This is a genomic window from Flavobacterium sp. FlaQc-30, from assembly GCF_044005885.1.
In the GTDB taxonomy this organism is placed as follows: Bacteria; Bacteroidota; Bacteroidia; order Flavobacteriales; family Flavobacteriaceae; genus Flavobacterium.
The window spans coordinates 301079-322960 of record NZ_JBIPCO010000006.1; the positions used below are offsets into that span (position 1 = coordinate 301079).

General features: G+C 32.1%; 20 protein-coding genes. 8 read left to right on the plus strand and 12 right to left on the minus strand.

Features of this window, described 5'->3' with window-relative positions:
- Positions 1–28: 28 nt before the first annotated feature.
- From ACHRV0_RS15260 to ACHRV0_RS15310, 11 genes are all read right to left on the minus strand, one after another.
- Entirely contained in the window at positions 29–487 is a 459-nt protein-coding gene (locus ACHRV0_RS15260) for a Fur family transcriptional regulator (RefSeq protein ID WP_026981862.1), read from the minus strand.
- Between the two features lie 88 nt (positions 488–575).
- Entirely contained in the window at positions 576–2798 is a 2223-nt protein-coding gene (locus ACHRV0_RS15265; protein ID WP_129024253.1) for a bifunctional (p)ppGpp synthetase/guanosine-3',5'-bis(diphosphate) 3'-pyrophosphohydrolase, read from the minus strand.
- A gap of 169 nt (positions 2799–2967) precedes the next feature.
- A complete protein-coding gene (locus ACHRV0_RS15270) occupies positions 2968–4506 on the minus strand; it encodes a serine hydrolase (protein WP_395441457.1) in 1539 nt (512 codons plus the stop codon).
- A gap of 15 nt (positions 4507–4521) precedes the next feature.
- On the minus strand, positions 4522–5313 hold the full coding sequence (locus tag ACHRV0_RS15275; RefSeq protein WP_129024252.1) for an RNA methyltransferase: 792 nt from the start codon (positions 5311–5313) through the stop codon (positions 4522–4524).
- 196 nt (positions 5314–5509) lie between these two features.
- Positions 5510–6595, minus strand: coding sequence for a phosphoglyceromutase (locus tag ACHRV0_RS15280; protein WP_395441458.1), 1086 nt, complete (start codon positions 6593–6595; stop codon positions 5510–5512).
- A 62-nt stretch (positions 6596–6657) separates the two neighbouring features.
- A complete protein-coding gene (locus ACHRV0_RS15285; RefSeq protein WP_395441459.1) occupies positions 6658–7071 on the minus strand; it encodes a hypothetical protein in 414 nt (137 codons plus the stop codon).
- Positions 7072–7107: 36 nt separating this feature from the next.
- Positions 7108–8439, minus strand: coding sequence for a DUF58 domain-containing protein (locus ACHRV0_RS15290; RefSeq protein WP_395441460.1), 1332 nt, complete (start codon positions 8437–8439; stop codon positions 7108–7110).
- A 97-nt stretch (positions 8440–8536) separates the two neighbouring features.
- Positions 8537–9550: an AAA family ATPase gene (locus ACHRV0_RS15295; protein WP_395441461.1), complete on the minus strand. Its 1014-nt coding sequence runs from the start codon at positions 9548–9550 to the stop codon at positions 8537–8539.
- Positions 9551–9586: 36 nt separating this feature from the next.
- Positions 9587–10792, minus strand: a complete 1206-nt coding sequence (locus tag ACHRV0_RS15300) for a DUF4350 domain-containing protein (RefSeq protein ID WP_395441462.1) — start codon at positions 10790–10792, stop codon at positions 9587–9589.
- On the minus strand, positions 10792–11559 hold the full coding sequence (locus ACHRV0_RS15305; protein WP_129024247.1) for a DUF4129 domain-containing protein: 768 nt from the start codon (positions 11557–11559) through the stop codon (positions 10792–10794). The genes ACHRV0_RS15300 and ACHRV0_RS15305 overlap by 1 nt, the downstream gene beginning before the upstream one ends.
- A gap of 12 nt (positions 11560–11571) precedes the next feature.
- Positions 11572–12552 (minus strand): stage II sporulation protein M, encoded by a 981-nt coding sequence (locus ACHRV0_RS15310; RefSeq protein WP_395441463.1) that lies wholly within the window; start codon positions 12550–12552, stop codon positions 11572–11574.
- A 20-nt stretch (positions 12553–12572) separates the two neighbouring features.
- On the opposite strand from ACHRV0_RS15310, the gene ACHRV0_RS15315 reads away from it, so the two are divergent.
- The 7 genes from ACHRV0_RS15315 to ACHRV0_RS15345 all read left to right on the plus strand — a co-directional run bounded on the left by ACHRV0_RS15315 (position 12573) and on the right by ACHRV0_RS15345 (position 19709).
- Positions 12573–13316 (plus strand): RDD family protein, encoded by a 744-nt coding sequence (locus ACHRV0_RS15315; RefSeq protein WP_129024245.1) that lies wholly within the window; start codon positions 12573–12575, stop codon positions 13314–13316.
- Positions 13317–13550: 234 nt separating this feature from the next.
- Positions 13551–14414, plus strand: a complete 864-nt coding sequence (locus tag ACHRV0_RS15320; protein WP_395441464.1) for a hypothetical protein — start codon at positions 13551–13553, stop codon at positions 14412–14414.
- Positions 14415–14486: 72 nt separating this feature from the next.
- Positions 14487–15089, plus strand: a complete 603-nt coding sequence (locus ACHRV0_RS15325) for a trimeric intracellular cation channel family protein (RefSeq protein WP_089055448.1) — start codon at positions 14487–14489, stop codon at positions 15087–15089.
- Positions 15090–15241: 152 nt separating this feature from the next.
- Positions 15242–16192, plus strand: coding sequence for a FemAB family protein (locus ACHRV0_RS15330; RefSeq protein ID WP_395441465.1), 951 nt, complete (start codon positions 15242–15244; stop codon positions 16190–16192).
- A 123-nt stretch (positions 16193–16315) separates the two neighbouring features.
- Positions 16316–17470 (plus strand): DegT/DnrJ/EryC1/StrS family aminotransferase, encoded by a 1155-nt coding sequence (locus tag ACHRV0_RS15335; protein WP_395441466.1) that lies wholly within the window; start codon positions 16316–16318, stop codon positions 17468–17470.
- A gap of 3 nt (positions 17471–17473) precedes the next feature.
- Positions 17474–18982 carry an O-antigen translocase gene (locus tag ACHRV0_RS15340; RefSeq protein ID WP_395441467.1) on the plus strand — a complete coding sequence of 503 codons (1509 nt, stop codon included), beginning with the start codon at positions 17474–17476 and terminating at the stop codon, positions 18980–18982.
- Positions 18963–19709 carry an acyltransferase gene (locus ACHRV0_RS15345; RefSeq protein WP_395441468.1) on the plus strand — a complete coding sequence of 249 codons (747 nt, stop codon included), beginning with the start codon at positions 18963–18965 and terminating at the stop codon, positions 19707–19709. The genes ACHRV0_RS15340 and ACHRV0_RS15345 overlap by 20 nt, the downstream gene beginning before the upstream one ends.
- A gap of 125 nt (positions 19710–19834) precedes the next feature.
- On the opposite strand, the gene ACHRV0_RS15350 is transcribed toward ACHRV0_RS15345, so the two are convergent.
- Entirely contained in the window at positions 19835–20737 is a 903-nt protein-coding gene (locus ACHRV0_RS15350; RefSeq protein WP_395441469.1) for a glycosyltransferase family 2 protein, read from the minus strand.
- Positions 20738–20782: 45 nt separating this feature from the next.
- Here ACHRV0_RS15350 and ACHRV0_RS15355 point away from each other — a divergent pair, with 45 nt between their 5' ends.
- A complete protein-coding gene (locus ACHRV0_RS15355) occupies positions 20783–21880 on the plus strand; it encodes a glycosyltransferase (protein WP_395441470.1) in 1098 nt (365 codons plus the stop codon).
- Positions 21881–21882 lie beyond the last annotated feature (2 nt).

Below are 21882 nucleotides of genomic sequence, written 5' to 3' on the forward strand. Positions count from 1 at the left end.
TTATTTTTTTAATAATGCCTGTTCGGGATTATTGTTTTTGCTTTTTGTTTCCGTAGAAATAAAGTGAATGATTCGTAATTTCGATATCAAATATTTCTTCGATTGTTTTTTTGATGGTTTGAATTCTTGGGTCGCAAAATTCAATTACTTCGCCAGAATCAGTCATGATAATATGATCGTGCTGTTTGTCGAAATACGATTTTTCGTAATAAGCCTGATTTTGTCCAAATTGATGTTTTCTAACCAAAGCGCAGTCCAGCAGCAGTTCAATCGTGTTGTATAACGTAGCTCTGCTCACACGATAGTTTTTATTTTTCATTTTGATGTATAGATTTTCTATATCAAAATGCTCCTCGCTATCGTAGATTTCCTGAAGTATAGCATAACGCTCAGGAGTTTTGCGATGCCCTTTTTGTTCAAGATACATTGTAAAAACATTTTTTACAATTTCTTGATTCTTAGTGTTGTCAGTTGAAATGAGTGTCATATCCGGCAAAGATAATTTTTTATTTTTAATGAATAAAAGTTTCGGGTTTAAAGTTTCGTTACAAAATTCTTATAGTTTCCCTAAAAAGTTAGGTTCTGTACTCTCTCGTAACCTTGTCAACACCGTCAATTTTCTTAATTGCATTGATCATTTTTTTCAGAATAGTATTGTTTTGAACAATAACCGCGATCTGTCCGTGAAAAATTCCCGCATCAGTACTCAATGAAATACTTTGAATATTAACGCTCATATTGTTTGAAATTACACGAGTCAATTGATTGGTAAGTCCTAAAACATCCATTCCGGTAATATTAATAATCGCCTTAAATTCTTCTTGAGAAGAATCGATCCATTTGGCGCTCATAATTCGGTAAGCGTAATTAGACTGCATTCCAATAGCGTTCGGACAATCTTTTTTGTGGACTTTGATACCTTCGTTGATCGTTACAAAACCAAATACATCATCGCCTGGAATAGGGTTACAGCATTGAGATAGTTTATAATCTAATTTATCATGTTCAGTACCAAAAACCAACATATCATAATTACTGCTGATAACAGGTTTGTGTATATCCTCTGAAGCGGTCGTGTCTTTATTTCTTTTAATTTTATTCTTAAAGAAATTGATAAACGTATTGCTTTTTTGAGCAGCATAATCCTTTAACTGTTGATTTTCTATTGCGCCAATTCCAACGCGATAAAATAAATCTAAGCTTGTTTTTAATTTAAAAAAGTTAACTAACTCATTTGTACTTTGCTCGTTAAGCGTAATTTTTAAATGTTTTAGTTTTCTGGTAAGTAATTCTTTTCCTTCTTCGGCAATTTTTTTGGTGTTCTCGTTTAGAACGTTTTTAATTTTATTTTTTGCTCTCGAAGTTGTTACATACTCGAGCCAGTTTACCGTTGGTTTTTGGTTTGCAGAAGTTATAACTTCAACTTGGTCGCCGCTTTTAAGTTCATGATTTAAAGGAACTAAACGACCGTTTACACGAGTACCTCTAGTTTTAATTCCAATTTCAGAGTGAATACTGAATGCAAAATCAAGAGATGTTGCACCTTTTGGCAGTGATTTGATTTCTCCTTTTGGAGTAAACACGAAGATTTCTTTAGAATATAAATTCATTTTAAAATCCTCAACAAAATCGACCGCATTGGTTTCTTGATTTTCTAGCGCTTCGCGAAGTAAATTCAGCCAAGTATCTAAACCGCTTTCCTCAGTTGCGCCATTTTTGTATTTGTAATGCGCTGCATATCCTTTTTCGGCAATTTCATCCATACGCTCGCTTCGAACTTGAACTTCAACCCAGCGGCCTTTTGGTCCCATAACGGTAATGTGAAGTGCTTCGTAACCAGTTGATTTTGGTGATGAAATCCAGTCGCGTAAACGACTAGGGCTTGGTCTGTAATGATCTGTTACAATCGAGTAGATTTTCCAAGCAATAAATTTTTCGTCATGCGGATCAGATTTATAAACAATTCGCAAGGCAAACTTGTCGTAAACTTCATCAAAACTTACATTTTGAGCACGCATTTTTCGACGGATCGAATAAATGGATTTTGGACGACCTTTTATAATGTAATCAACATTCTCTGCATCAAGAGATTTCTTCAAAACATCCGAAATATCTTTGATGTAAGCATCTTGTTCTTCCTTAGTTTCTCTAATTTTGCTTACAATATCATTGTAAACGGCAGGTTCTGTATATTTTAAACCTAAATCTTCCAATTTAGTTTTAATATTATAAAGTCCTAAACGGTGGGCGAGAGGAGCATAAATATAAAGCGTTTCAGAGGCGATTTTGGTCTGTTTGTATTCCGCCATCGAATCCATTGTCTGCATATTATGTAAACGATCCGCGAGTTTAATCAAAATAACACGTACATCATCATTCAGCGTTAAGATCATTTTTCTAAAATTCTCTGCCTGCATCGACGCATTTAGATCTTTTTGGACTAATGAAATTTTTGTTAAGCCTTCAACTAACTGTGCTACTTTTGGATTGAATAATCGCTCAATATCTTCTACAGTCATTGGCGTATCTTCGACCACATCGTGTAATAAAGCCGCGGCAATAGAAGTTGCTCCCAGACCAATTTCTGAGGCAACAATTTTTGCAACTGCAATAGGATGAAAGATATACGCTTCTCCAGATTTGCGTCTTTGCTCTTTGTGAGCATCTACAGCAACATCAAAAGCCTTTCTAATCAGTTTTTTATCAGTAGGTGATAAAGTCTGATAACTAATTCGTAGTAATTCTTTGTACTCCTGCGCAATCGCTTTGTTTTCTTTTTCTGTATCTATTTCTATCATAACGGCATGGTTCAAGTACTAAAAATAGGAAAAAAAAAGAATATACACAAGGGAATAGGGTGTTGATTTTGGAATGAAATTATTTTGTTTCAAGTTTAAAGTTTCAAGTTTTTGCTGATTGTTTATACCTTAAGTTTTCAATGAGAAACCTGAAACCTGAAACTTGAAACTACTTTTTAGAAAAATCTAAATCTTGAAAATCATAACTAAAATCAGTCAGATCAGAAATTGGAAGCATTTTTAAATTAACCACATTTCCACTTTCATCGTATTTAAAAAGCAAATGAGCATCTGCATGAAAAAAGGCATTATTCCATTTTACAACATAATTACCATCTTTATAGAAAAAGACTTCACCAGCAAGCTGCGGCGAACGTTTTGAAGCAAAATACAACTTTCCTTTTTTCTCTGTAATCGTTATTTCGCCAAACCAGTTGTCTTTGTAAGTACCAATGATTTTTGAAAAATCAACCTTTAGTTTGTCTTTTTTATTTTTTGCCACAACAGCCCAAACTTCGTCCGTAACTTTATCTGCAGATTCTTCACTGGCTTTCATTCGGTTGCTGTAAACCGTAACATAATCATCAGATTTTATGCCTAAATAACTGTCTTTAATTGTATTTGTAATGGCGCTGAATGCTGCTCCAGACTGTTGATTGGTTAAAACAATAATTCCTAATCCTAATTCTGGAATTAAAGTAGTTTGTGTAACATTACCTTCTAATCCGCCTGTGTGTGAAACTTGTTTGTATCCTTTTACATCGCTTAAAAACCAGCCTAAACCATATCCGTTAAAATGAGTGTTGTAAGGAGGTCTCGTTTTGGTAGGGATTATAGTTTGCAACTGCCACATTTCGTCATGTTCTTTTTCAGAAAATAACTGTTTATTGTCGCCGTATTTTCCGTTATTGATTTGCAGAATTGCCCATTTACTCATGTCGTTTACACTAGAATAAATTCCCGCAGCACCATCGAAAAGCTGATTTTCGTAACGTTTTATCGTTTTCAATTTTCCATCAATCGGTACGTGTGGCGTAATTACGTTTGTGGTATCTTTTAAGCGTTTTACCGATGCCACACTATTGTTCATTTCTAATGGTTTCATGATTCGTTCTTCAACAAAATCAGCCCAAGTTTGTTTGCTTACCACGTGTACAATTTCGCCCGCAATTATATACATTAAATTGTCGTAATCGTACTTTGTTCTAAAACTCGAAACGGGTTTTAAATAACGTAAATTATGAATAATATCTTGAGCTTTAAAATCGCTTCCGTCAGGCCAAATCATCAAATCGCCTGCGCCAAGACCAAGTCCGCTTCTGTGAGTTAATAAATCACGGATTGTAAATTCACGAGTTACAAAATCATCATACATTTTAAAATCTGGAAGATAGGAGATTACTTTATCATCCCATTTTATTTTACCTTCGTCAACCAGCATTGCTAATGCCGCAGATGTAAAAGCTTTACTGTTTGAAGCAATTCCAAACAACGTATTTGCATCTACTTTTTGTTGTGTTAGAACTGATTTTACGCCATATCCTTTGGATAAAACTACTTTTCCGTCTTTTACAATTGCAACTGCAATTCCCGGAACATCAAAAGTTTTTATGGTACGATTTACCAAGTCATCTACTTCTTGATTGGTTATTTGTGCTGAAACAGAAAAGCTAAATAATAATGCTAAAAGTGATAATTTGTAATTCATGATAGAAAGTTTTTTTTAGTTAAATCCTCTTTGGCGTTTGGCTTCAAAAATTAAAATCGCGGCAGCGACAGAAACATTCATACTGTCTATTTCGCCTTGCATCGGGATAATGATATTTTGTGTTGCTGCATCACGCCAGTCCTGCGTTAATCCCGTGGCTTCTGTACCAACAACTAAAGCGGTTGGAGTTGTGAAATTTTGGGTATGATAAGAAGTTGAATTTTGTAATGTAGCGCAGTAAAAATCGATCTTTTTTTCTTTCAAAAAAGTAATGATTTCTTCTGTGGTTCCTGTTGCAATTTGATTGGTAAACAAACAGCCAACGCTGGAACGTACTATATTTGGATTGTACAAATCGCTTTTTGGATTTGCAATTAATACGGCGTCTAAGTTTGCTGCATCTGCGGTACGTAATAGTGCGCCAATGTTTCCTGGTTTTTCTGGAGATTCGGCTACTAAAATTAAAGGGTTGTCTGATAATTTTAAATCAGACAGTTTTAAAGATTTGGTTTTGGCTACTGCCAAAATACCTTCAGTTGTATCTCGATACGCTAGTTTTTGGTAAACTTCTTTATTGATTTCGATCAATTGAACTGATTTAGAAACTAGTTCATGGATTTGATTTTCTGTAACTAATTCAGGTAAAAATAAAACCGTTTCGATTTCAAAACCGCCTTTTATAGCAAGTGAAATTTCGCGTTGTCCTTCAATCAAAAATGTTCCGGTTTGCTTTCGGGCTTTTGCTTTTTCTTGTAATAAAACAAGCGATTTTATAAACGGATTTTGTACTGAAGTAATTTGTTTCATTTTTTTAAAGGCTCAAAGTTGCAAAGGTTCAAAGGTACAGAGTTTTTTTTAAAAGTTGCAAAGGTTAAAAGTTGCAAAGTAGTGAGATAAAAAAAAGAATAGCCACGAATTTCATGAATTTACACAAATTTTTTACCAGTGACAAGTAAAAATTTAATTCGTGAAAATTCGTGAAATTTGCGGCTAAAAAACTAGATTATTTCTTAAAAACTTCTTTAACCTCAGTATCTACAGGATGATCTGCGCTAAAAGTGTAGCCCATAATTTTAGCAATAGTTTGCGCAAACTGTTTTTGATAAATTTGAGATTCTGTTTTGATTTCACCTTTTGGAGCAATTTCTGGGCCCATTGCAGCAAACCAAATTTGTGATGCACCGGCAATATCAGAACCATGATCCGTCCATTGTGTTTTTATTTTGTCGCCTCGTCCGTGATCGACTGTTATAAAAATGGTTGTTTTATTTTTGTATTGTGGATCATTTTGTACAAAATCCCAGATTTCTTTAATCCATTTATCAACCTGATTGGCAGCGTCAAGATACGATTTGTATTGTCCGTGATGTGCCCATTCATCTGTTTCACCATAAGCAACATAAAGAACTTTTGGTTTGTTGGTTTTTAGCTCGTTCATCGCTTGATAATGTGTAAAAACATCAAGACATTCACCTTCATTAAAAGGTTTGTACGAGTTATTACGCATATCGTTCAATAATTTTTGAGTTGCCGTTGGTTTACTTCCTCCAACATTATCAAAAGCTGAAATAACTGGAAAACCGCTTCGTTCTTCGTTTAAAATTCTATCAAAAGCATCCCAAGCTCCAAAAGCTGCAGTTTTGCCTTTTATTTTTGGCTGCTGATTTAAATACTCTAAAATATTTACATTCGGATTGGCTTTATAACTGTTTGAATTTACCTTAAGATCTACATTTCCAGTCATGATTTCGCTGTATCCAGGATAACTAAACCAATACGGATTTGCAACATCGACTTTGTTGCCAAGATCACGATTGCCATAAATTTGTCCTTTTGAAACAATTTCTGACCAGAAAAAAGGCATTATTTTTTTACGAGATGAAGCATAATCAGTACCAGCGTAGTTTTTATAAATATAAGTGCTGTCACCTTGATTGAATTTTTTATCATTGGCAATTGCAGGATCTAGTCCTTTAAAAACTTCCTGCCATCTAAAGCCGTCTGTGGTGATTACAATAATGTTTTCTGTTTTTTGTGCGCTGCTTAAAAGGCTTATTAAAACAAATGCGGTTAAAAATAGTTTTTTCATAGTATAGTTTTTTTGAATTGTAAAGGTCGAAATATTCACGATTTTAAAAATAAACATTTGTATTATCTTTTGTTTTTTATAATGTAAACAATAAAGATTATTTGACTTAATAAAAAAAGAAAAAGCGAAGCATAAGCTACAATGTCAAGTAATGTGATGAATTCAAGAATAGCTTTTGAATTTTCGGCAGTTGTCATGCGGATAAACATATTAAATCTTGCATAAAATACAAAAGGAAGGCAAAGGATAAAATGTACTGCAAAAATTTTAGAAGAAATTATTTTTCCTTTTCGAAGTATTATCCAATAAGTTATAAGGATTACTAAAAGTATGCTCCATACAATTATTTCTAAATAAGATGTTGACGGAATAACAGTGTTCCATCCTGGGTTTTGAATTGTGAGCCCTGATTCAAATGGAGTTGCAACAAGGAAAAGTAATAAAAATGATAAAAAAGGAATGTATTTTTTTTCCATCTGCCTATTTATTGAATCAATTTACCTGATCATTTACTACAAAATTCCTCGCGCCTTAATTTCTAAATATTTATTAATGGCGTCTAAAGTCAGATTCTCAGGCTGTGTTAAAACGGAATGGATTCCGTATTTCTTTAATTCGTTTGCAATAAGGCGTTTTTCGAACATGAATTTTTCGGCAATAACTTTATCGTAAACTTCTTGAATAGTGTCCGTTTTTTTGTTGATGATATCGTTTAATTCTGTATTCTGAAAAAAGACAACTACCAATAAATGACTTTTTGCAATTCCTTTTAAATAAGGTAATTGGCGATTTAAACCATCCATAGTTTCAAAATTGGTGTACAGGATAATTAAGCTTCTTTGGTTGATATTTTTCTTAATATCGACATACAATCTGCTGTAATCACTTTCAAAAAAATCAGTTTTAATGTTGTATAAAGTTTCGAGTATCTTTTGCATTTGAGAGCCTCTTCTTTCAGCAAAAACTCTGTTTTCTACTTTTTTAGAGAAAGCGAAAAGACCAGCTTTATCTTGTTTTTTCAGAATTACATTGGATAAAACTAAAGTCGAATTTATCGCATAATCTAATAAACTTAATCCATTAAAAGGTATTTGCATCACGCGCCCTTTATCAATTGCCATGTAAACTGATTGTGATTTTTCGTCTTGAAATTGGTTCACCATCAAAGTATTTTTCTTTGCAGTGGCTTTCCAGTTTATGGTTCTAAGATCGTCGCCTTGAACATATTCTTTAATTTGCTCAAACTCCATTGTGTGACCAATTCGGCGTATTTTTTTGATTCCGTATTGGTATAAATTATTGGAGAACGCCAACAAATCGTATTTTCTCAATTGAATATACGATGGATATGTTGGAACCATTTGATCTTTGGCAAACGAAAATCGGCGGGAAATTAATCGTAAAGGAGATGAAACATAAATATTCAAATAGCCGAAATAATATTCACCGCGTTCTGTTGGGCGTAAATCATAGCCAATTTCTTTTTGATCTGAAGCTTTGATTTTTTTTACGATTTTAAAATCGCGCACTTGAAATTGAAATGGAATTTCATCAATTATCTTAACTAAAATAAGAAAGGTATAATAGTTTTTTATTTGAATATTGATAGGATTTAAATCTCCATTTGAAAGCTTTTCTGGTGTAATTCTTTCTGCTTCAATTCCAGTTTTTGTGAGATATAATATTAGAATATCAAGGGCTAAGAAAGTGAATAGAATCAAAAATACAAACCATACAGCATTGTATAAATTTGGAAAAATAAAAGCACAGACAAACAATCCTATAATGCCCAAAAGCACATAGAAAAAGAAATTATTCAGGTATAGACTTTTTATAAAATTCACTGTTTTTTTAGTTTCAGGTTTAAAGTTTCAGGTTTCAAGTTTGCTTCGACTTCTCTCGGCAGGACAGAATTGAAATTTACAATTCACCATTAACATTTTATCTCGGAATCTCGACTGTTTCGATAATTTGTTTGATAATTTCAGAGCTTGTAATTCCTTCCATTTCACGTTCTGGAGATACAATTACACGATGCTGTAAAACAGGAATTGCGGCTTCTTTAATATCTTCGGGCGTAACAAAATCACGTCCTCGAATAGCAGCAAATCCTTTCGAAGCATTCAAAATCGCAATAGACGCACGAGGTGAAGCTCCTAAATACAAAAAGGCATTTTCGCGAGTGTTAACTACGATTCTGGCAATGTATTCTAATAAGTTTTGTTCTACTCTAATCTGTTTTACTAAAGCTTGATAATTATTTATTTCAGATGATGAAAGAATAGTTTTAATAGCTTCTAATTTGCCATGATCCTGCAATAAATGTTCTCTCTGGATAATTAAAATTTCTTCGTTTAATTTTGGATAATCAATCGTGATTTTAAACAAGAAACGGTCTAATTGTGCTTCAGGTAAACGGTATGTTCCTTCTTGCTCAATTGGATTTTGGGTTGCAATTACTAAAAACGGAGTTTCTAATTGATAGGCTGAACCATCAATTGTAATCTGGCGTTCTTCCATAACTTCAAAAAGAGCGGCTTGCGTTTTTGCTGGGGCACGATTAATCTCGTCAATCAAAATTAAATTAGAAAAAATCGGGCCTTTTTTAAATTCAAATTCTGAGCTTTTCAAATTAAAAATTGAAGTTCCCAGAATATCCGAAGGCATTAAATCCGGCGTAAACTGAATTCGGCTAAAGCCAATGTTTAATGTTTTTGAAAGTAGTTTCGCGGTAATTGTTTTCGCAACTCCAGGAACACCTTCTAATAAAACGTGACCGTTTGATAAAATGGCAACTAGAAGCTGATCGACCATTTTATGCTGGCCAACAATTACAGTTTCTAGTTCTTTTTTAATCGCATTTACGTGTTCTAAAAGCGGAGCTAGATTTATTCTGGCTTCAAAATTCACATTTTCATTGGTGATTTCAGTTTCTTGAGTATTAATATCGTCCATGATTGTGTATGTTTTTTATTTAATTGGTATAAAATATTAGTTTAAAATCTTTTCAATTGCAGTATTAATTCTAATTAAATCTTGTTCAATACTGGCATGATAACCATTTCGATGTTCGTTGATTAAAAATATAAGTTCTTGAATGTCCGTTTCGTTCTTTCCCGTTTTATGATGCAGTTTTTTTACAAAATCATCATCAAGCTTTGTGGTATCGATTAAATATTCAGTTCTAATTTTTTCTAAGAAATAAATGATTTTTTTATCAATAATATTGGTGTGATCTCCTTCTTGATAGTACAAATTGCCTATTGTTTTAGTAAAATCAATAGTTGAATTTGCTAATGGCTGCAAAATAGGAACAATACGCTGTTTTCGTTTTGCATTGAATATCATAAAAATCAGCATTCCGATTAAAAATAAATACCAAGCCCATTTTAATGCGGGCTGACTTAGAATATAACGAAGCGGTGATTCTGAAATATTTTCATTGTTTTGTCCTTTGGTATACCAGTAAATATTGCCTTTTGGAATATATGATAATACATTTTCAGTATATCGATATCGATCTTCTTTTAGCAAATTATAATTGGTAAAAGCCACGGGATTCATGTGCAGATAGAAATAACCGCTTTTGTAAGCAACTTTTATAAAGTTGATGTTTTTTTTCTCTTTTGGGTTTCCTTGATAACCTAAAACAGTAGTGTTTAAAGTGTCAATTTTAGTAAAATAATCAACAATATTGCCTGATGATTTATAGATTTTTGAACTCAGTTTTTTATTTGCCATCCAAACAGAATTATTTTCAGTTTGAAGAAAACCAGAATTATAATCTATTTTAAGACTGTCTAATAAAGGTTTTGGAAAATTGGTCATGCTTAAAAAAGCATTGTTTCCATGCGAGACAAAATACATGATTTCTTTAATCGATTGATCATCAATAGTGTTTTGTGCCGAAATATTTAGAAAAGTTCCTTTTGCAGTATAAGTTTGCACCAAAGTATCTTCATCGTATTTTGAATCTAAAAATTCATACGGCGTGACATTAGCAATTTTTTCAATTTTTTGATTTTTAAGAATACCACCAATTTCTTTGTCAAAAACATACAACCCAAAAGGGATTTTGTCATTGACAGAATAGGTTGGTCTCCAATCAACAGGTTTTGGTTTATTGTAATCTGAAACTAAAATTAAGATCAAGATAAAAACCAGAATTCCAATGTAAATTTTGATATTTTTACTCATCAGCTAAAGGTTTTTAAAGCATTCTTAAATCGATTTTCAGCCTTGTTGAAGGTTGTATCGTTAATTTCAAATTCGCCGTACCAAATATAATTATAGAGATAAGATAAATAGGTAAACTCTTCTTTGTGAGCTGGTTTTTGAAGTTCGTATAAATAATCTGAATTGGTTTTTTCAATATCCCATTCAATATAATTATGCTCTGCCATCGTTTTTAAAAGCCAAAGATAATAGTATCGAACAGCGGTGCGTTTTTCTCCCGAAGCAAGACTTTCTTTTATCAGTTTTTCAAAATCAAGAAGATGAATATTTTTTTCAATATCAGAATAATGAACTGTTCTTTTCTGTGAGTTCTTGCCAAAAATCCATTGACCTTCTTTATTGATAATGGCTTTTACAATTAAATAAATCACTAAAACAATGACCAGAATAGCAATGATTCTTAGAAAAAGAACGGTGAATTTTAATGACGCTTCCGTTGTACTGAAAGAGAAAATATTTCGTAAAATACTGGCAAGCCAATCTTTAAAACGGTCCCAATAGCTTTTTTCTGGTGCTTTTTGCTCGTAGATAAAATCTTGATCGGTATATTTCTTTTTGAAATTTTTAGAAAATGTTTTTGCTTCTACAGTACTCGAATCAATTTGAATATCAGCTTCGGTATATTTTACTGAATTAATTTTTGGAGGTTCTTCTGTCACCAAAGAATCCTGAGCATGCGAGATGCCGCAGAAAAAAAGAAAAGATAAAATAAATAAAAATTTATTCATTATTGGTGTAGATTAATTCGATTTGGCAGATAGTTTTTGTACTTTTTTATGAACTATAAAAGGATAAATCAGGTAATAAAATGAAATTATTGCTAACGTAAACAGGATGATAAAACTGCTTAACCAATTAGGCATATCAATAGAATATCGGGTTATAAAACCTTCTAAAAAACCTGCACCGATAGTAAAAGGGAAAGTGCTCAAGAATATTTTAAAGCTGTTTTTGAAACCAATTTTAAACGAATTCATTCTCGAAAAAGTTTTAGGAAATAGGATAGAAGCTCCCAAAATAAATCCTGCTGCCGATTCTATAACTATTGCAAAAATTTCCATTGAACCGTGAATCCAAATACCACGGACGCTTTTCCAGAATACGCCTTGATCGTAGAAAAAATACTGAAAAGATCCCAGCATTATTGCATTTTGAAGAAAGATGTAAAATGTACCAATACCGCCTGTAATTCCAAACATATAACATTTTGCACCAACATAAAGATTATTCATCGTAATGCCGATAAAACTTCCCCAGTTTGATCCAGATCCGTAAACCGCCATTGGATTTCCTTTTTTGATGTTATCCAGAGACATATTTACATAATCATCGCCCAAAATCAAACGAACAAAATTGGAATCATATCGTGCAGAAACTACTCCAATTGCGACAGTCACAAAAAATAAAACAAAGGCGTACATCAAATATCTTTTGTATTCAAATAAAAGCAGCGGAACTTCGGTTTTAAAAAATTCGACGATTCTATTTTTTTCAGTTCGTTTCGTTTTGTAAATTTTTTGGTAAATCTGCGAAGCAAGATGATTTAAGTATACAACCGTCTTACTTTTAGGGTAATAAGTTTGCGCATACGACAAGTCATTCATTAATTGAACGTACAAATTAGCTAATTCGTCAGGATTTTTCTTAGCTTTGCCGAAAATAGCTAGCTCAAATTCCAGCCATTTTTCTTTATTTTGTTTTATAAATGCAACTTCTCTCATTGAAGGCTAAAATATAAAATATGTCAGAATTATCTATTAATACGACACAAAATGTTCGAATAAATTTTATCGCCGCCACGGTAGGCGAGCGAATGGGTGCTTATTTTATAGATTTAGGCATTAAATTATCATACATAATTGTTGTTTCGCTGCTTGTTTTTTATTGGCTTGATCTTGGTCCGTTGATGGATAAATTAGATACTTGGTCTCGAGGTGCCATATTTTTAATGCTTTATTTTCCTTTAATTATTTACTCTATTACTTTAGAAAGTATTTTTGAAGGTCAGTCTTTCGGAAAAAAATTAGTCAAAATAAAAGTGGTTAAAATAGATGGTTACCAAGCAGGATTTGGTGATTATTTAATGAGATGGTTTTTTAGAATAATTGATTTTTCATCATTTTACGGACTTGTAGGTTTAATTGCAGTTGTTTCGAGCAAAAAAGCACAGCGTTTAGGCGATATGGCTGCAGGAACGGCAGTAATTACACTAAAAAACAAAATCAATATAAGTCACACTATTCTTGAGGAAATTGGAGAAGCTTATGTGCCAACCTATCCTTTGGTTATTAAATTGTCAGATAATGATATGAGAATTATCAAAGAAACCTATCAAAAAGCCGAGGCAAAAAACGATCATGAAGTGATTTACAAATTAGTCGCTAAGATTGAAAGTGTAACAGGAATTAAGAATCAATCCGGAAACAATGTTGATTTCATTAGAATAGTGTTAAAAGATTACAATTTTTACACTCAAAACATGTAATGTTACTTTTTTTGTAATTAGTCGTGCGATACTGCAGAGTTTATTTAGAAAAATAATAGTTTTCAAATTTTTAGCATAATTTTTTAACATACTTCGCAAATCGCAGAAAAAAAATGCTTTTAAGCTCAAAACGGGTTAGATGATTTCTTAAATTTGTTAAAGAACTTAGCACTAAGTTTCTTTAAAATGGCGTAACCGAAAAGCCAAAGAGTAGGAAGATTTAAATATAAAATCATGAAAATTAAAAGCTTATATGTTGTTGCAATACTGTTTTTGGTATCAATTTCAGCCTTTGCTCAGAACACAAAAAAATTAGATAAAATCATAAAAAGAGACTATCAGGTAATTGAATGTACAATTAGTAAAATGTCTGATAAAGCAGTTGAATACTCTCTGCCAGGAGAAACAATGCAAATTTCGCTTGATACGGGACTAATTGCTCGTATTGATTTTGCCAGTGGGCGTTCTCAAACATTTGATGTAACTCCAGCAAGCAGTTCTTCAGCAAGCAGTTCTTCGTCAGCAAGATCAACAGCAGTTGTTTCTTCTGAAATGAAACAAAATACAATAGCCGTACTTCCAGTTCCTTATTTAAATTCAGATACACAAGAAAGTTCTGAAGATATGGCCAAATTTGCACAAAACGATCTTTACAATAAACTGTTGGATAAATCATCAAATATTTTTCCTTTAACCGTTCAGGATTTGAGAACGACTAACAGTCTGCTTCGTAAAGCTGGTATTGATTATAAAAACATTGATGAAACACCAATTGAAGATCTTGAAAAAATTCTAGGCGTAGATAATATTGTAGCGGCTAAGGTGTCATATACTATTGGTTCTGGTACAACAGCAACTACTTATAATAGCGGAAATGCGAAAGTAAGTGACAATAACAAGAAAGTAAAAACCAGCGATATTTCGACTACAACAGCCAATACGCAAGAGTATTACTATTACACTGTATATTTTGATATGTATAAAAATGCATCAAAAATATATTCGCAAACACGTAAACCATTCTTGGCGGTAAAAGACAGCTGGATCGATTCTGTGCAGTATTTGCTAAAAAGAAGTCCGATTTACGTAAAAAAATAGCAGATTATAGAGTTGCAAATGGTTTAATCTTTGTATCTCTGCATCTTTAAACCTTTGCAACTTTAAAAAAGAATGTTTCATTTATTAGATATTATCGGTACGATGGCATTTGCAATGTCTGGCGCTTTAACGGCAATGCATAAAAGGCTTGATCCGTTTGGCGTTTTTATTATTGCTTTTGTAACCGCCGTTGGGGGCGGAACCCTGCGCGATGTTTTAATAGGCAGAACTCCTGTGGGCTGGATGCTCAATCTGCAATATGTATATGTGATTATTTTAGGTTTTTTTCTAGCTATACTTTTTAGAAAAAAGTTTGATAAACTTAGAACCTCTCTGTTTTTGTTTGATACAATTGGTTTAGGTGTTTTTACTTTGATAGGCCTTGAAAAAGGAATCATGGTTGGTCTGCATCCTGTAATTTGCGTAGCGCTTGGTACAATGACAGCTTGTTTTGGCGGTGTACTTCGAGATATTTTATGCAATGAAATTCCAACAGTTTTTAGAAGAGAAATTTATGCAACGATCTGTATTTTTGGAGGAGTTGTGTTTTTTGTTTTAAGAAAATGGAATCTGGCAGACGATGCGCTGTATTTAGTAACTTCTGTAGTTATTATTTCCGTACGTTTACTTGCAGTAAAATACAAATGGCATTTACAAGCATTTGATCATAAATAAGATTTATTTCTGCCACGAATTACACTAATTTCCACAAATTATACTTTAGGAATATAAGCAGTATGCTTATAAAAAAGTTATAATTTTGGTACCATTGAGTATAATTGAAAAATAATTAGTGAATATTCGTGAAATTCGCGGCAAAAGAAAAAATGAAAAATCTTATAGTAAAAAAATACACGAAAAGCGATTATGACATTTGGAATGATTTTGTCGATCAGGCCAAAAATGCTACGTTTTTGTTTCATCGTGATTTTATGGAATATCACGCAGATCGTTTTGAAGATTTTTCTCTTTTAATTTTTGAAGAGAACAAATTACGAGCTATTCTGCCTGCAAACAAACGATCAAATTCCGTTTATTCACACCAAGGACTTACATACGGAGGTTTGGTTTTTTCAGCCAAATTAAACGGAGAAAAAGCAGTATCAATTTTAGATGCTGTTTTGTTTTTTTTGAATGAAAATAGCATTGAAACCTTTTATTACAAGCCAATTCCGAGTTTTTATCTTTCAGGCGGAAATCAAGAAATAGACTTCTTTTTGTTTAAAAGAGGTGCCGTTTTAGAACGGAAAGAAATGAATTTGGCCGTAAATTTAAATCTGCCTTTAAAAATTTCTAAAAGCAAATTAAAGCATTTTAGACGAATTGAAAATCTTGATTTAGACATCATTGAAGAAGAAGATTTTCAACCTTTTTGGAATGGAGTTCTAGAACCAAGATTATCAGAGAAGTTTAATGTAAAACCAGTTCATTCAAAAGAAGAAATTACTTTGTTAAGAAACAGGTTTCCTCAAAATATAAAGCAGTTTTCGGTATACCAAAATGATGAAATTATTGCTGGAATTACCATTTTTGAAACCAAGAACATTATAAAATCACAATACGGTGCCACCTCAAAAAAAGGAGAAGAAGTAAGAGCACTCGACTTTTTATTCATCAATTTGATTCATAAATACAAACGAAAAGGAAAACACTTTTTTGATATGGGAATTGTAAATGATGACAATGATTCAGGTTACCACGCTGGATTACTTAAACAAAAAGAAGAGTTAGGCTGCACGGTTTACAATCAGGATTTTTATAAAATCGAGATAAAATAATTTCTATTAGACGCTATATGTATTTTGATAAGCGAAATACTTATTTTTGAGATCACAATTTAATTCAAATAGATTTTTAGAATTATCAATGTGAATCTTTTTAATCTGTGGCTGATACAAAATATGATACCATTTCTAGATCTAAAAAAAATTAACGAGCCTTATGAAACTGCTTTTCAGGAAAAACTGAAATTGGTTTTAGACAATGGCTGGTACATTTTAGGAAAAGAAGTTGAAATTTTTGAAAAGGCTTTCGCCGAATATTGCCAAACAAAATACTGTATTGGAGTAGGGAATGGTTTTGATGCTTTAGTTTTAATCTTTAAAGGTTATATACAGCTTGGCAACCTGCAAAAAGGCGATGAAGTTATTGTTCCCGCAAACACTTATATAGCCAGTATTTTAGCCATTTTGCAGGCCGATTTAGTTCCCGTTTTAGTCGAACCAAAATTAGAAACCTACAATTTAAATCCTTATTTGATTCAGGAGAAAATTACATCAAAAACAAAAGTCGTTTTAGCTGTTCATCTCTACGGACAATTGGCCGAAATGGAGAAAATAAATGAAATTGCTGTTCAAAATAATCTTTTAGTAATAGAAGATGCCGCACAATCGCATGGAGCGGTTGAAAATTCTAATAATTCCAAATTCCAAATTCCAAACATAAAGGAAGATAAAATGGGCAATCAAAAATCAGCGCTCAAAAATCTAAAATCAAGCGCAGCCCACAGCTTTTATCCGGGAAAAAACCTTGGTTGTTTGGGTGATGGCGGCGCGATTACGACAAACGATTCAGAATTGGCAGAAGTGCTTTTTGCACTTCGAAATTATGGTTCGCAGCAAAAATATTATAACGATTATATCGGCGTAAATTCTAGATTAGATGAACTGCAGGCTGGATTTTTAAATCTAAAATTACCCAATTTAGATGCGGATAATAATAAACGACGAGCAATTGCAAGACGATATTTGACTGAAATTAAAAACAATAAAATCATATTGCCTTATTGGGATAATTCTAATAATCACGTGTTTCATTTATTTGTTGTTAGAACTGAAAACAGAACTGATTTACAACGTTATTTAACAGATAATAATATTCAAACCGTAATTCATTATCCAGTGCCGCCGCACAAGCAAAATGCATTTTTAGAATGGAATAATCTATCTTTTCCTATTACAGAAAAAATTCACAACGAAGTTTTGAGTTTACCAATAAGTCCAGTTTTAACAGATGAAGAGGTTGATTTTATTATTGAAATACTTAATCAATATTAATAAGTGTCTGATAGTAAAAAATCATATCAGGATATTTTAAAAACGACTTCGGTTTTTGGAGGAGTACAGTTTTTTTTGATTTTAATTTCTGTAATTCGAACCAAATTAATTGCTGTTTTTATTGGTCCCGCAGGAATGGGAATTGTAGCTTTATTAAGCTCGACTTTAAGTGTTTTAAATAGTATTTCGGGTTTAGGAATTGAAACCAGCGCGGTAAAAAGCATTTCCGAAAATTATAAAAATAATGATATAAATACCGTTTCAAGAACAATTCAAATTGTAAAAAAGATTGTTTTTGTAACTGGAATCGCTGGAATGCTGCTCGCTTTAATTTTTTCAAAAGCCTTAAGTGTCATTACTTTTGGCGATTCAAGTCAAACCTATTCGTTTGCATTACTTTCTGTAACCGTTCTATTTAAACAATTATCTTCAGGACAATTGGCTGTTTTGCAAGGCTTACGTCAATTCCGATTTTTAGCCAAAGCCAATCTATATGGTAATTTATTTGGATTGCTATTTTCTATCCCGTTGTATTATTTTTTAAGAATTAATGCCATAGTTCCTACGATCTTCATTGCGTCATTATTTGCTTTAATTTTTACCTTTTATTATTCCAATAAAATAAATACAGAGAAAGAAAGAATTCCTAAAACTGCAGTTATCGCCGAAGGAAAAGGGATTGTAAAACTTGGTTTTATGCTGACTATAAGCAGTGTTTTAACATTTTTGTCAACCTATTTAGTTCAGATTTATATTGGTAAAACGGGTGGATTAGAACAAGTAGGTTTTTACAATGCGGGATTTACATTATTGAATTCTTATGTTGGAATTATTTTTACAGTGATGAGCACCGATTATTTCCCAAAATTAGCTTCTATAAATACGGATAATGCTAAAGTTAGAACAAGCGTGCAGCAACAAGCTTTTATTTCAATCCTATTGATAACGCCAATTATTGTTTTGTTTTTGAGTTTTAGTTCGGTAATTGTGCAGCTTATTTATACCACAAAATTTGAAGCTGTAATTCCTATGATTTGTATTGGGATTTTAGGAATGTTGTTTCGTGCTGTTTCATGGGCAATGGGATTTATTTTAGTTGCCAAAGGCGATTCGAAAATGTTTGTAAAAACTGCTATTGGATTCAATGTACTGTCGTTATTGATGAATATTTCAGGCTATTATTTTTATGGTTTAGAAGGTCTTGGTTTTAGTTTCTGCTTTTATTTTTTATTCCATTTTATCGGATTAAAAATAATCACTAAAAAGCGTTATGATTTTTATTTTGAGAAAGATTTCTACTCTGTTTACCTTGTTTGTTTTGTAATATGCATTACAGCATTTTTAGTTAGATATATTGAAATAGAGGTTTTAAAATACACTTTATTATCCATTATGATTTTGCTTTCCTTTTGGTTTAGTTGGTTTCAAATCAATAAAAAGATAAATTTAAGCGAAATATTTACTTCATTTGTGAAGCGAAAAAAAGACAGAAATGATTCAGAGCAGTTATAAAAAATGCCATTCTTTTTACAATAAAACCAAGTTTTACTGCAAAGTAAACTGGATCAAAACGCTGTATTTTAATTTCAAGAAATTCCCTTTTAAAACAGCAAAAAAACTTCCTGTTTTCTTTTACGGACCTGTAAAGTTTACTTCGATAAAAGGCAAGATTCAGCTTGATGGAAAAATTCAAAAAGGGATGATAGGTTTTGGTCAGCCTTATGAATTGAATTCTGTTCACAAAGGAATTGCTGAAATTACTGTTTATGGAACTTTAATCTTTAAAGGAAAGTTTCAATTTGGAAAAGATTACTTTCTATTTGTTGGTGAAAATGCCGTTTGTGAGCTTGGCAATATGGCTTCAATGGCTTCAAGTTCAAAACTAATTTGTACCGAAAAAGTTGTTTTAGGAGATTATGCCAGATTTGGTTCTGAATCGCAGATTATTGATACTAATTTTCATGATTTAATTGATACTCAAACAGGGGAGAAGTTTAAAAAATCGGCTCCAATTCGTATCGGAAATTATAATTTTATGAGCAACAGAGTTTCGATTCTTAAAGGAACTCAAACACCTGATTTTTGTACTGTTGCATCAAATAGTTTATGTACAAAAGACTATACGGCTTTAGGCGAAAATATTTTAATTGGCGGTGTTCCGGCTAAATTAATCCGAACTAATATATCAAGAGATTGGCAGGGAGAAAAACAGCAATTAGATAATTTTTTGACAATCTAAAAAAAATGGACACAGATGACACGAATTCGCTAAAACGAAGACGCGGATTAAAACGATTTTTTTTTGATTAATGCATTTAAAAAAATCCGTTTTTATCCGCGTCTTTACAAAGTAAATCCGTAAAATCAGCGTTCTATTGTAATTCGGATACGCTGTTTTATTTCCAATAAAATATATCGAAACAACAATTTAAAATTCGAAGTTTTAAACGCCAAAATCATTTCATAATGCATTCGTTTTAAAATGGCTTTGTGTTCTTCTTTTGTTCTGTTTAAAGCAATTGCTTTCTGAATAATCAGATATGTAGAATGATTTATTTTTCTAGATCTTTCGTTGTTTTTAAGAAAAAAATGAGTTCCTTGAGAAGTTGAGACAATTCGTTTTTGGATCAAAATGGCATCAATAAAATCAAAATCATATTTACGAGAAGCACGAATCCAAAGATCTAAATCTTCATAAGCTAGATTTTTGTCATAACCTTGTAAATCATCAAAAACAGATTTTTTGACCATTGATGAAACAGAGCAAATACTATTACCACCAGAAATAACACTTAAATAAATATCGCCGGTTGCTCTAGTTTCGATTGTTTTTTTTGCCGAATCAACAGGAAAGTAATAAGAGTCAAATTCTCCATTTTCAGTAATTAGTTCCGTATTACCGTAAACAACGCCAAGGTTTTTGTATTGACTTTTTTGAAATGCTTCTATTTGCAGCGAAACGCAATTTTGTGCTAAAATATCGTCGCAGGCTAAATCAATTATAAAACTGCCTTGTGCATGTCGAAGCGCTTTATTAAACGATTTGGTACTTCCTAGATTCGTTTTATTTTCAATAAATAAAATATCAGGATAATTGGTCAGCCAATTCTTAATGACTTTTCTTGAATTATCGGTGCTGAAATCATCAACAATAATTAATTCAACGTATGGATAATCTTGATTAACAGCCGACATTAAGCTCTCGACAATAAACCTTTCGTGGTTATAACACAAGCAAATTATAGTCACTAATGATTTATCCGGCATGTTGTTTTAAAAAGTTATATTTGATACGAAAATAAGAAATCACGAATGATATTGTCTCACAAAAAAAAGAAAATTGCGCTGATTGGTTATCGCTTAAGCGGAGGCGGAAGTGAAAAAGTAATGGCAAATTTGTCTGTTTTTTTTGAAAGTAAAGGTTTTGAAGTTGATTTAATTATTGTTTTAGACGAAGTAAGTTATCCCTATTCTGGGAAATTGGTAAACCTGGGTTTACTCAAAAATAAAAGCAATGGTTTTTTTAATAAAGCTAGAAGATTAAAGGCTTTACGAGATTATTTGAATCAGAATCAATTTGATTTTATTATTGATTTTCGCTTTCGGACTAAGGTTATTCAAGAGCTTATTTTGGCTCGATTTATTTACAATACAAAGACTATTTTTACAGTTCACAGCTTTTTAATCGATCATTATATGCCTAATAATTCTTGGCTGACACGATTAATGTACAATCATTGTTTTGCGAATGTTGCCATTACTGAAGAAATGAAAACGTTGATTGAAACCAAACATCAATTAAAAAATGTGGTGACGATTCATAATCCAGTTTGTTTAGAAGAAATTTTAGAAAAACAAAAAGAGGATATCAAAATTAGATTTGATTTTATTGTTGCAGTTGGGCAATATGAAAATGAAATTAAACAATTTGATAAATTAATTTCAAGTTATGCAAAATCGGATTTACCGCAAAAGCAAATTCATTTGATAATAGTAGGAAAGGGAAATGGTATAAAACTTAGAAAAACAGCTTTTGAGAATGATATTGAGGAATTTGTTCATCTTTTAGGTTTTCAGAACAATCCATTTAAATATCTCAGCAAAGCAAAATTCTTGGTTTTAAGTAGTAAAAATGAAGGTTTCCCAAATGTAATTTTAGAAGCTTTGGCGTGCGGAACTCCAGTTGTTTCGTTCGATTGTGATTTTGGTCCCAGAAATATGATTTCTTCTTTTGAAAATGGTATTTTAGTAGAAAATCAAAATTGGGAAAAATTAACCAGCGCCATCAATTTGTTTGTTTCAGATGAAAATTTATATCTGCGTTGTAAACAAAATGCAACTAAAAGCGTCAGCCCTTTTTTATTAGAAAAAATAGGTGAACAATGGTTGAATTTAATGAATTTGAACTAAAA